General features: G+C 67.0%; 9 protein-coding genes and 2 pseudogenes. 4 read left to right on the plus strand and 7 right to left on the minus strand.

What is annotated here, in order from left to right; translation table 11 throughout:
* Window positions 1-14: 14 nt before the first annotated feature.
* Complete coding sequence (locus ASE48_RS09880; RefSeq protein WP_057166896.1) at window positions 15-428, plus strand: TIGR03667 family PPOX class F420-dependent oxidoreductase; 414 nt, start codon at window positions 15-17, stop codon at window positions 426-428.
* Here the strand turns inward: ASE48_RS09880 and ASE48_RS09885 are convergent, their stop codons facing one another.
* From ASE48_RS09885 to ASE48_RS09900, 5 genes and pseudogenes are all read right to left on the minus strand, one after another.
* Complete coding sequence (locus ASE48_RS09885; protein ID WP_057166897.1) at window positions 429-911, minus strand: hypothetical protein; 483 nt, start codon at window positions 909-911, stop codon at window positions 429-431. It lies immediately after the preceding gene.
* Between the two features lie 10 nt (window positions 912-921).
* The gene (locus ASE48_RS33100) at window positions 922-1,323 is read right to left on the minus strand and encodes a tautomerase family protein (protein ID WP_200962125.1); all 402 of its coding nucleotides are present in this window, start codon (window positions 1,321-1,323) and stop codon (window positions 922-924) included.
* Between the two features lie 63 nt (window positions 1,324-1,386).
* Window positions 1,387-2,991: pseudogene (gene mdlC, locus ASE48_RS09890) on the minus strand (benzoylformate decarboxylase); the annotation flags it as partial.
* A 159-nt stretch (window positions 2,992-3,150) separates the two neighbouring features.
* Window positions 3,151-6,438, minus strand: coding sequence for an error-prone DNA polymerase (locus ASE48_RS09895; protein ID WP_057166898.1), 3,288 nt, complete (start codon window positions 6,436-6,438; stop codon window positions 3,151-3,153).
* 31 nt (window positions 6,439-6,469) lie between these two features.
* Window positions 6,470-7,312 (minus strand): helix-turn-helix transcriptional regulator, encoded by an 843-nt coding sequence (locus ASE48_RS09900; protein ID WP_057166961.1) that lies wholly within the window; start codon window positions 7,310-7,312, stop codon window positions 6,470-6,472.
* An 86-nt stretch (window positions 7,313-7,398) separates the two neighbouring features.
* On the opposite strand from ASE48_RS09900, the gene ASE48_RS09905 reads away from it, so the two are divergent.
* From ASE48_RS09905 to ASE48_RS09910, 3 genes and pseudogenes are all read left to right on the plus strand, one after another.
* Window positions 7,399-8,169 carry an SDR family NAD(P)-dependent oxidoreductase gene (locus ASE48_RS09905; protein ID WP_057166899.1) on the plus strand — a complete coding sequence of 257 codons (771 nt, stop codon included), beginning with the start codon at window positions 7,399-7,401 and terminating at the stop codon, window positions 8,167-8,169.
* A gap of 111 nt (window positions 8,170-8,280) precedes the next feature.
* Window positions 8,281-8,558 (plus strand): DUF222 domain-containing protein (locus ASE48_RS33395; protein WP_442928716.1); only part of this gene is annotated, 278 nt, incomplete at its 3' end.
* Window position 8,559: 1 nt separating this feature from the next.
* Window positions 8,560-9,710: pseudogene (locus ASE48_RS09910) on the plus strand (DUF222 domain-containing protein); the annotation flags it as partial.
* Window positions 9,711-9,717: 7 nt separating this feature from the next.
* Here the strand turns inward: ASE48_RS09910 and ASE48_RS09915 are convergent.
* Together ASE48_RS09915 and ASE48_RS09920 are read right to left on the minus strand one after the other, a co-directional pair.
* On the minus strand, window positions 9,718-11,241 hold the full coding sequence (locus ASE48_RS09915) for an APC family permease (protein ID WP_057166900.1): 1,524 nt from the start codon (window positions 11,239-11,241) through the stop codon (window positions 9,718-9,720).
* The gene (locus ASE48_RS09920) at window positions 11,238-12,119 is read right to left on the minus strand and encodes a universal stress protein (RefSeq protein ID WP_057166901.1); all 882 of its coding nucleotides are present in this window, start codon (window positions 12,117-12,119) and stop codon (window positions 11,238-11,240) included. Before ASE48_RS09920 ends, ASE48_RS09915 begins: the two co-directional genes overlap by 4 nt.
* Window positions 12,120-12,169: the final 50 nt, after the last annotated feature.

Consider the following 12,169-nt stretch of genomic DNA (forward strand, 5'->3'; position numbering starts at 1 on the left):
CTACATTCGCGTACATGACTGCTGACCTGACACCGGAGATCATCGAGCGCCTGAAATCCGACGAGTACGGCTGGCTGACCACGGTCGCGAAGTCCGGGCAGCCGGTGCCCAAGCTGGTGTGGTTCTTCTACGACGGCACCGACATCGTGGTGTACACCGAGCCCGGCGCGGCCAAGGTGCGCCATGTCCGCAACCACGCCCACGTGAGCCTGAACCTGGATTCCGACGGCAACGGTGGTGGAATCATCGTGATCGGTGGTCCGGCCCGGGTGGACGCCGAGGGCGCCGACCCGCGCAAGGACGCGCCGTACTGGGCGAAGTACCAGGCGGCCTCCGATCAGTTCGGGCTGACCGACACGATGGGCAACTACAGCACTCGGCTGCGGATCACCATCGAGAAGGTGTGGACGACACCCACCGAAGGCTGATCAGCCGGCCATGCTGGTCAGGAACACCCAGGCGCTCAGTACGCCGCCGATCAATGCCGCGAGTGCTGCCGGGACCAGCAGATAGATCCCCCATGTCACGTTGACCGCGGTGCACACTCCCGCGGCGCCGATCAGCACGATCGTGGTGATGTTCGGTCCGACGCGGTCAAGGACGCGGGCGATCGGGTCCTGGCGAGGGACGCGTTTCGCCCGCTTGTTCAGGGCGATCATCGCGACGCCGCCGAGCACCGCGAGCGCAATCAGCTCCGTGCCGAAGACCTGACGTGGCTGACTCGGCACGGCCAGCAGGAGCGCCGCAACAAGAGCCACCGAGAACAGCGTCAGGGTCTGCGCCGCGCGGCTGCGCAGGTCCGGCGCGCGCGAGATCGCGTCGATGCGCAGCGTCACCGCGACGAAGAGCAGACCCATGAGTGCCGCGGCGGCACCACCGGAGACGACGGTGAAATCCGACCACCCGGGCATGGCGTGCTTCCTATCCTGCGGCGGCGGCGATCCACGCCGCCTCTTCACCGGGTTCGGGCAGCACGCGGCCGCCTTCGACGGCGTAATGAGCGGGGCTGCTTTGGAACACCACCAGCACACGGTCGGCAGGGATGCCGGTGGTCCGCGTGGCTGCTGCCGCGATTTCGGTGGCGAGTCTGGTGGTTTCGCCTTCGGGGTGACCGTCGCGGACCCAGCCGGTGACCAGCAACGGCTGAGCCGGCACACCGTCGGTGTAGACGTTGTCGGCGGGCAGCTCGTGGAAGACGACGTTGACGTAGGTGCTCGGCACGTGATTGTTCTCGGCGTGGATGCGGGTGATCTCCGCGGCGAGTTCGGCCCTCCCGTCGTGGGTGAGCGTCGACTGCGCAGTGGTGCAGGTGTAGATGGGCATGTCGTTCTCCTGGTAAGTATGTCGATTGAACGAGGCCCGGCGGGATCGGTGATCCCGCCGGTGTGGGAGTTCCGGTTGGGTGTGGACCACGATGACGGTGGGTCCGTCGGCATCCAGCGCCAGCTTGAACTCGCCTGCGAGTTCGTCGGTGGTGTTGACTTCTGCTGTACGGCAACCGAAACCGGTTGCCAGCGAGGCGATATCGAGACCCGGAAGATCCAGCGCAGGGACATGAGGCGTCTGCTCCAGCAGCGCGAAGGACTTGAGCACCTCATAGGCCTCGTTGCGCAGCACCACGTACACGATGGGCAACTTGTGCTGTGCCGCAGTCCAGATCGACTGGATGGAGTACTGGAACGATCCGTCGCCGATGGTGGCGACGATGTGGCGGTGCGCCCCGCGCTCCCGGTCCCCCAGCGCAACGCCGACGGCTCCCGGGACACCCCAGCCGATACCGCCGCTGCCGGTCGCGAAGTAGCTGCCCGACCGTGTCGTGGGAAGCCACTGCACCAGTTCGGCCATCGTGGACGTGGACTCCATCACCACCGCCGAGTCCTCGGGTTTGACGGTGGCCAGGGTGGCGTACACCTCGTCGGCCGTCAGCCGCTCGCCGGGCGCCGAGGTCCGCACCGCGCGGTTGCGGTTCAGCGGGGTCGGCGCGGGCCGCCCGACGGGCGCGTTGATCAGGTCGACGAGTTGTTCCAGCCCGATCCGGACATCGCCGAGCAGGCTGTCGCCCACCGGTGCCGCAGATGCCAGGTGCGGATCGACGGTGAGCTGGATCAGCTCGGTGCCCTCCGGCAGATAGTCGCCGGCCACATACGGGTAGTAACGGAAAACCTGTGCGCCGATCACGATGGCGAGATCGTGACCGTCCAGCACCTGATTGACCTCGGCGATCGTCATCGGCATCGGCCCGGTGTAGAGCGGGTGATCCTCGGGGAACGAGGCACGGTCGGCCAGCGCACTGCCCCGGACGGGGGCGCCCAGCTTCTCGGCGAAGGCGATGCCGGCATCCCAGCCGCCGGCCCGGTCGACCTCCGGCCCCAGCACCAGCAGCGGCCGCTGCGCGCGGTTGATCCGGTCGGCGAACTCACGAAGCCGCGCGGCGTCGGGCGCGGTGCGTTCGCTGACCGTCCTGACGACTGCAGGACCGAGGGCGGGCTTCTGCCAGTCGTCGAGCGGGATCGACAGGAACACCGGACCCTTGGGCTCCTGCATGGCGACCGCATAGGCCTGCATGAAGGCTCCCGGCACGTCTTCGGCGCGGGCAGGCTCGTAGGACCACTTGACCCACGGTTTGGGGAATTCGGTGGCGCCCGGGTTGTTCAGATACGGATCGATCATCGACATCTCACGGGTCTGCTGGCCCGCGGTGATGATCAGTGGGGTGTTGGCCCGGTAGGCGGCCACCAGGCTGCCCAGGGCGTTGCCGGTGCCTGCGGCGGTGTGCAGGTTGACCAGGGCCGGCTTGCCGGTGGACTGGGAGAAACCGTCGGCCATCGCCAGCGCGGAGGCTTCCTGCAGCGCCAGCACATAGGTGAAATCTTCGGGGAAGTCTTGCAGGAACGTCTGCTCCGTCGATCCGGGGTTTCCGAAAACTGTTGTCACACCCAGCTTTCGAAGGAGATCGTACGTGACGTCATGTATCGTCTTTTCATCGGCCATCGGACTCACCAGCTTTCATCGGGGAATGAACTCGGCTTACCGGCGGTTGCAGATAAGCACTGATGATGACTGTGGTCCTGTTGCGCGGTTCGAACATCACTGCTCGCCACCAGACACCCCTGCGGTGGTCCGCACTCTGCGATGGACGCTAGCTGGTAGTCACTGGAAGTCCCGCGACCGCGAGCGGACCTTCAGATCGATGGGGCTCATCCTGTCCGCGGCCACCGTCACCGCACCGGTGGCGTTCTGCACGATGCCCCGGATGACCAGCGCCGACGCCGTCTGTGCCAGCTTGCGGTGACGCGCCCACACCCCGCGGGAGCACATCACGTTCACCATGCCCGTCTCGTCCTCCAGGTTCATGAACGTCACGCCCTGAGCCGTCGCGGGCCGCTGGCGGTGCGTCACCGCTCCCGCCACCAGCACCCGGGTCCCGTCGGGCACCTGCAGCAGCTGATCGGCAGGCACGATGCCCATCTCATCGAGCGTCTCGCGCAGGAACTGGGTGGGATAGCTGTCCGGGGACACACCGGTGGCCCACACGTCGGCGGCGGCCAGTTCCAGCGCGCTCATCCCGGGCAGCGGCGGGATATGCGAGGACGACCCCACCCCCGGCAACCGGTCCGGCCGTTCGGCGGCGGCCGCACCCGCCGCCCACAACCCTTCGCGGCGGGTGATCCCGAAACATCCGAGTGCACCCGCGGTGGCCAGCGCCTCGGTCTGCGAGACCGAAAGTTGCACTCTGGCGGTCAGATCCAGCAGCGTCGCGAACGGACCGTGGGCCGTCCGCTCGTCGACGATCCGTTGTGCCAGCTCATCGCCGATGTGACGGACACTGCCCATCCCCATCCGCACGTCCAGGCCACGGTTCTCACAGGTGGCGTGCGCCAGGCCGGCGTTGACGTCCGGGCCGTGCACCATCACGCCGTGCCTGCGCGCATCGGCGACCAGCGACTGTGGCGAGTAGAAACCCATCGGCTGGGCGCGCAGCAGCGCCGCGCAGAACACCGCAGGGTGGTGCAACTTGAACCAGGACGAGTAGAACACCAGCGACGCGAAGCTCAGCGAATGACTTTCCGGGAAACCGAAATTGGCGAATGCCTCCAACTTCTCGTAGATTCTCTCGGCCACCGCCCCGGTGATGCCGTGACGTTCTCGCATCCCGTCATAGAACCGGTCACGCAGCCGCCGCATCTTCTCGGTGGACCGTTTCGAGCCCATCGCCCGGCGCAGCTGGTCGGCCTCGGCCGGGCTGAAACCGGCACAGTCCACCGCCAGCTGCATCAACTGCTCCTGGAACAACGGCACGCCGAGAGTCTTCCGCAGCGCCGGTTCCATCGAGGGATGGTCGTAGACGACCTCCTCTTCGCCGTTGCGCCGCTTGATATATGGATGCACCGATCCACCCTGGATGGGCCCGGGCCGGATCAACGCGACCTCGACCACCAGGTCGTAGAACATCCGCGGCTTGAGCCGGGGCAGAGTGGCCATCTGCGCACGGGACTCGACCTGGAACACCCCGACCGAGTCGGCGCGCTGCAGCATCTCGTAGACCGCGGGTTCGGACAGATCCAGCCGGGACAGATCCACCTCGAGGCCCTTGTGCTCGCGCGCCAGGTCGATGGCATAGTGCAGAGCCGATAGCATGCCCAGTCCGAGCAGATCGAACTTGACCAAACCAATTGCCGCACAGTCATCTTTGTCCCACTGCAGCACACTGCGGTTTTCCATGCGGGCCCATTCCACCGGGCAGACATCGGCGATCGGACGATCACAGATCACCATGCCCCCGGAGTGGATGCCCATGTGCCGGGGCAGGTTGGAGATCTGGGTGGCCAGGTCGACCACCTGTTCCGGGATGTCCTCGACATCGGGCGAGTCGGCCAGTCCGTTCCACCGGCTGATCTGCTTGCTCCAGGCATCCTGCTGGCCCTGCGAGAAGCCCAGCGCACGCGCCATGTCCCGGATGGCGCTGCGCCCCCGGTAGGTGATGACATTGGCGACCTGGGCGGCGTAGTCCCGGCCGTACTTGTCATAGACGTACTGGATGACGTTCTCGCGCAGGTCCGATTCGATGTCGATGTCGATATCGGGTGGGCCGTCCCGCGCCGGGGACAGGAAGCGTTCGAACAGCAACTCGTTGGCGATCGGGTCGACGTTGGTGACCTTGAGCGCGTAACAGACCGCCGAGTTGGCCGCCGAACCCCTTCCTTGACACAGGATGTCGCGCTCCCGGCAGAACCGGGTGATGTCGTGCACCACCAGGAAGTAGCCCGGGAAGTCCAGCTTGTCGATGATGGCCAGTTCATGTTCGATCTGCGCGTAGGCCTTGGGAGCCCGGTCCGGCGGGCCATAGCGATCCCGGGCGCCATCGCGCACCAGTTTGCGCAGCCAACTGGATTCGGTGTGCCCGTCCGGCACGTCGAAGGGCGGGAGTTGCGGGGCGATCAGCGCCAGTCCGAACGCGCACTGTTCACCCAGGTCTGCTGCCGCCGTGACGATCTCGGTGCCGAACAACTGGGCCATCTCCTCCCCCGACCGCAGGTGCGCACCGCCCAGCGGCGCCAGGTATCCGGCCGCGTCGTCCATCGAGTTGCGGGCCCGGATGGCCGCCATCGCCATGGCCAGCCGGCCCCGCGACGGCACCGCGAAGTGGGCACCGGTGGTGGCGACCACGTCCACGCCGAATCGCGGCGCCAGCGCGGCCAGGACGGCATTGCGTTCGTCATCGAGCGGGTGTCCGTGGTGGGTGAGCTCGATACTGATCCGGTCGGCCCCGAACCGGTCCACCAGATCGGCCAGCGCGAGCGCGGCGGCCTCCGGTCCGCCGACTGTATAAGCCTGTTGGACATGGCCTTTGCGGCAGCCGGTGAGGATGTGCCAGTGTCCGCCGGCGGCCTCGGTCAGCGTGTCGAAGTCATACCGCGGCTTACCCTTCTCGCCGCCGGCCAAGTGTGCCGCCGAGATCTCGCGCGACAGCCGCCGATAACCCTCCGGGCCGCGGGCCAGTACCAGCAGATGCGGTCCGGGTGGGTCGGGCTGTTCGGTGCGCGGCACGTTACCCAGCGACAGTTCGGCACCGAACACGGTGGACATGTCGAGTTCACGGGCGGCCTCGGCGAACCGCACCACCCCGTAGAGGCCGTCGTGGTCGGTCAGCGCGATGGCCCGCAGGTCCAACCGGGCCGCCTCCTCCACCAGTTCTTCCGGGGTGCTGGCACCGTCGAGGAAGCTGTAGGCCGAGTGTGCGTGCAGCTCGGCATAGGGCACCGATGAGCCAGAACGCCGCACCCCCTCGACCTCGTAGGCACCGCGCTTGCGTGACCAGGCCGGACTGTCCCCGCCGTCGCCGAGCGGTTCGGCGATGGGCAGCCCGGCCCGCCGCGGCTTGGAGGTGAGGACACGCTCCATCTCGCCCCAACTCGGCGGTCCGTTGTGCCAACCCACCCCGCCAGTCTATCGAACAAACATTCGATTATCAGCCGGAGAGGTCCATCCGTTGCGTCCCCACCACCCCGAGCAACCGCATCGCGTCCTCCGACGGCGTGCCCGGCTCCGCGGCGTAGATGATCACCCGCTGGTCCCGGTCCGCGATATCGAGCACATCGCAGTTCACCGCGACCGGTCCGACCACCGGATTGTCGAAGGTCTGGCACAGTTTCGGCCGGTCCAGCACATCGCGCGATTCCCACAGCTCGGCGAACTCAGCGCTACCGGCGCGTAGTTCGGCGATCAGCGTGACGGTCTCCGGGTCGTCGGGATAACGCGCCGCGGTCGCACGCAGATGCTGGGCGCCGGTGCGTGCGAAATCGGAGCCTGTCACGCCGTAGAGCCGCATCTCACCGGGGCGCAGGAAGGCCCGCCGCAAAAGATTGCGGTCCCGGCGCGACAACGCGGAGAAGTCCTCCATCAGCGCGCAGGCCAGCTCGTTCCAGGCCAGCACCTCATACGTTGCGGACACCACGATCGCCGCGGCCTGCGGCAGCCGCTGGATCAGGTCCAGGATGCTCGGCCGGACCACCAGCGGCGGCCCGTTCGGCCCGAGCAGTTCGACCCCGGCCAGCCGGTGCAGATAGGCCAGTTCTGCCTCGGAGAGACGAAGGGCGCGGCCCAGGCCCAGCAGCACCTCCCGGGACGGATGTGGAGCCCGGGCCTGCTCCAGCCGGGTGTAGTACTCGGTCGAGATGAACGCCAGATGGGCCACCTCGTCACGACGCAGACCCGGCGTGCGGCGGCGGGTTCCCGCGGGCAGGCCGACGTCGGCGGGACCGATCCGCTCCCGTCTGCTGCGCAGGAAGGCGCCCAACTCACCCTTGTCCACGGCCACCATTCTCCGCTCCTACCGTCGAACATCCAGGTATCGGTGATACCTGGATCCGAACTCGATTCCGACGCAGGCTCGTCGGCATGACGACGACAACGGGCCTGCTGGCCGACAAGGTTGCATTCATCTCCGGTGCCGGGCGTGGGATCGGTGCCGCGGCGGCCCGCCTGTTCGCGGCGGAGGGCGCCTGTGTGTTGCTCGCGGCCCGCACCGAGAACCAGCTCAAGAGCGTCACCGAGGACATCCGAGAGGCCGGCGGCACCGCCGAGTACATCGTGTGTGATCTGGCCGACGGCGACAGTGTGCGGGCCGCCGTGCACCGCACCGTCGAACTCTGGGGCCGGCTCGACATCGCGTTCAACAATGCCGCCACGCTCATCCCGCCCGGCCCGCTCGACGAGGTCACCGAAGCCGATCTCGACCACACCTACACCGTCAACCTCAAGGGAGTATGGCTGTCGGTGGCTGCGCAGGTCGCCGAGATCCGGGCCACCTCGAAGACCGGCGCCATCGTGAACACCTCCAGTATCGGTGCCCTGCACAGCAATCCGGAGCTACCCGCATATGGTGCCCTGAAGCGCAGCGTCAACAGCCTCACCGAATCGGCCGCGGTCACCTATGGCCCGGAAGGCATCCGGGTCAACGCGATCGCGCCTGGGCCGACCCTCACCGAGATGATCCAGCAGTGGGAGGACGCCAGCCCCGGCGTACTCGCCCAGCTGGTCGCCGACACTCCCCTGCGACGGGCGGGACGCCCCGACGAGATCGCGCAGGCCGCCGCGTGGTTGCTCAGCGACCGCGCCTCCTTCGTCACCGGTGCGACGCTGCGGGTGGATGGCGGCACCTGGGTTTAGGCCGGCCTACTTGTCGTACCCCTCTTCTAGAATCGCGATATGCCGCCTCCCACAACCGCTTACGCCGAACACGTGCCTCCGGTGCGGCGTATCGAGGTGTTGTTCGAGGAGATGGGTGAGCTGATCGGGCAGCGCAACGCCCTCGATGGCCGGCTGGTGGAGATCATCGCCGAGATCGACGGCAGAGGCGCCGCCGACGGCAACGCACTGTGGGGTGCCACAGGGTGCCGCTCCCTGCAAGCGTTGGTCGCCTGGAAGACCGGTGTCTCCCCCCGCAACGCCGACACCATGGTCGCCATCGCCCACCGCATCGACGAACTTGAACGCTGCGTCACAGGGTTACAGGAAGGACGGGTGTCGCTCGATCAGCTCGGGGTCATCGCCGAACANGGTCGCCATCGCCCACCGCATCGACGAACTTGAACGCTGCGTCACAGGGTTACAGGAAGGACGGGTGTCGCTCGATCAGCTCGGGGTCATCGCCGAACACGGCGGCCAGGGCTGCGATGAGCACTACGCAAACCTGGTGCAGTACGCCACCGTGACCCAGTTGCGCACCGCGGTCAAACAGGAACCCCGCCCCGAACCAGAGTCCAAGCCCGAACCGAAACGCAAGATCACCATGATCGAGGGCGACGATTCCACGACGTGGCGGATCACCCTGCCCAAGGTGGCCAGAGTCCAAGCCCGAACCGAAACGCAAGATCACCATGATCGAGGGCGACGATTCCACGACGTGGCGGATCACCCTGCCCAAGGTGGAGGCCGCGAAATTCGAGGCCGGCCTGCAGTCACACCGCGATGCGTTGGTCGCGGACTGGAAACGCGACCACGACACGCACGACAGCATCGACCCCGAGGACGGCTGGGCCCGCGACGGCGAGGCTGAAACCACGGTGTCCGAGCAGGCACCGCCGTTCCCGGACGGGGTGGATGCGTTCATGAGCCTCATCGAGGCCGGCTGGAACACCGAAGTGGCGGCCCGCCCGCACGGGCAGCACACCACCGTGGTGGTGCATGTCGATGTCGAGAAGCCTGTGGCGTCACTGCATCTGGGTCCTGCGCTGACAGCAGACGACCGGCGATATCTGCTCTGCGATGCGACGTGTGAGGTGTGGTTCGAACGCCACGGCCGACCCATCGGGGTCGGGCGGGCCACCCGCACCATCAGCCGCCGGCTCCGACGCGCCCTGGAGCACCGCGACCACACCTGCGTCGTCCCCGGCTGCGGCGCCACCCAAGGCCTGCACGCCCATCACCTGGTGCACTGGGAAAACGGCGGGCCCACCGAGCTATCCAACCTGGTCTTACTGTGCCCGTTCCACCACCGCATGCACCACAAAGGCGGCATCACGATCACCGGGCCCGCCGAGACACTACGAGTCACCGACAGCGAAGGTGAACCACTCACCAACGGATCACTGGCCCGACCACCCACCAAGCCGCCACCGGATGTGCCACCGTGCACAGGCCCGACCGGGGAACGCGCTCAATGGTGGTGGTACACCCCATACGAACCACCACCGCCAGAAGCCAACTAGCGCTGCGCTATTCCTTCAGCGCCGGGGTATCGCGGCGCAGTGTCTGGCCGGTGAAGAAGTCGGGTCGCTGTGCGCGCATCACCAGCATCAGCACCGCGCCGAGCACCAGGATCCCGAACCCGATGAAGAACACCAACCCGATGCCGCCGATCTCCGCGCCGCTGCCGTTCTCCGGATTCATGCTCTCGCCGATCGAGATGGCAAAGACGGCCGCCAGTATCAACCCGCCCAGGAGTGGGAACAGGAACTTGAACACGATGTTGTGCACATTGCTGAACAGCTCCCGGCGGAAGAACCAGACGCAGGCGAATGCGGTGATGCCGTAGTACCAACAGATCATGATGCCGAGGGCGGCAATGGTGTCCCACAATGCATTGTCGGACAGCAGGGTCACCACGGTGTAGAAGGCACCGGTGACCACCCCGGCCATCACCGTCGAATAGACCGGCGTCAGGAAGCGTGGACTCACCTCGGCGAAGCGGGTGGGAAATGCCTTGTAGGCGCCCATCGCGAGCATCGCCCGAGCCGCCGGCAGGAAGGTGGTCTGCAGGCTGGCGACCGACGAGGCGAACACCGCCACGTACAGCAGCGGCCCGAACCAGTGCCCCAGCACCGGGTCGGCCAGCGCCCCGAACACGTTCTCCGAGTTCTCCGGATTGCCCAGCCCCAGACCCTCTTCACCGACGCCGGCGTACATCATCACGGCGACGGCGATCAGCAGGTAGGTGATCAGAATCGATGTCACACAGAGCAACCCGGCCCGGCCAGGCACCTTGGTCGGGTCCTTGGACTCCTCGCCGAGCGTCAGGCAGGTATCCCAGCCCCAGAACGCGAAGATGGAACCGGTCAGCCCGATGGCGAACACCGCCATCGTCAATCCGGTGAACGGATTGAACCAGTCCAGGTCGAAACTCAGCCCGGCCGGTGCGTCCCCACGCCCCACGCGGACGAACGCGGTGATGGCGAAGGCCACCAGCACCACCAGCTGAAAAGCCACCAGCACGTACTGCACCCGCTCGCTGGTGGTGATGCCCCGGCTGGCGATCAGGGTGGCCAACGCGATGAACACCAGCGTGGTGATGATGTTGACGGGTTTGTTGCCCGCCAGATCAGCGATCCCGGGCTGGTTGAGTATCCGGGCGATGAGCAGATAGAAGAACTCGACCGCGATCGCGGCCAGGTTGGACAGCACGATGATGGACGCGACCACCATCCCCCACCCGCACATCCAGCCCACGTTGGGGCCGAATGCCTTGGTGGACCACGTGAATGACGCGCCACAGTCCGGGGTGCGGGAGTTCAGTTCGCGATAGGCGTACGCGGTGAGGAACATCGGGATGAAACCCGCGATGAAGATCGCCGGCATCTTCAACCCGACCGCCGCCACGATCACGCCGATACTCGCGGTGAGCGTGTACCCGGGTGCCACGCAGGAGATCCCGAGCATGGCGCCCGACAGGGTGCCGACCTTGCCTTCGGCCAGACCCTTCGAGACAGTGCCCGTGGCCGTCTCCGCCTTGTTCGCAGTCATGCTGTCTCCTCGTCGGCGGTTCTGGGTACCACGACCATCGGGACGTCGAGCGCGCGCAGCATCTTGGCCGCGGTGGACCCGAGGAACAACTTGCGCGGCGCGGCGAGCCGGCTGGAGCCCACCATGATCAGATCACCGTCGTGCCAGGGCAACCTGCTCACCGCGTCCTCCACCGAGGTTCCATCCGCGACGGTGGCCGTGACCGAGAACCCTTCGGGCAGTGACTCTTGTGCCTCCTCCAGGGAGCGCCGCGCGTGTCCCAGCGCGCGCTCCCGTAGCGCATCGGCGTCGCCACGAAGCGCACCGAACATCGGATCGAGGGCCACCAGCGACACCAGGCGCAGCGGCACGTCGGCGGCCTTACAGGCCCGCACCGCCGCGTCCAGCAGGGTGCGCGCACCGGCGCGTTCGCCGATTGCGCACGTCACCTCACGCACCCGCGGCACCGCGGACAGCCGAGTTCCTTTCGGCGCCACCGCCACCGGAACATGCGCGGAGTGCAGCAGCTCGTTGACCACCGATCCCAGTGAATAACTTCCGGCCAGACCGCCGCCCGATCCGCCGACGATGACGGCCTGGGCTCCAAGGCGCTGCACCTCGTTGATGAGTCCGTCCGCGGTGGAGTCGCTGACACTGACGTGCGGGTGCGCCACCACATCATCGGGCACCCCGGCCAGTGCCTCGTTCAGCCATTCGCCGGCCTGTTCGGCGAGCAGTTCGTCATAGCCGCCCGTGGGAACCATCGCGGGCACCCCGCGGTCCGGGGGCAGCACCATGCACACGTCGAGCTCGGCGCCCAGGCTCCGGGCGAGGCGGACGCCGAGTGCGACAGCGTCCGCTCCACCCGGGGTGGCGAGATATCCGACAGCCAGTCTCATCGGGCCATCCTGTCAACGCGCGACGGTACGCACTGGCGATTGACCCTACG

The organism is Mycobacterium sp. Root265 (assembly GCF_001428895.1).
Taxonomy (GTDB): Bacteria; Actinomycetota; Actinomycetes; order Mycobacteriales; family Mycobacteriaceae; genus Mycobacterium.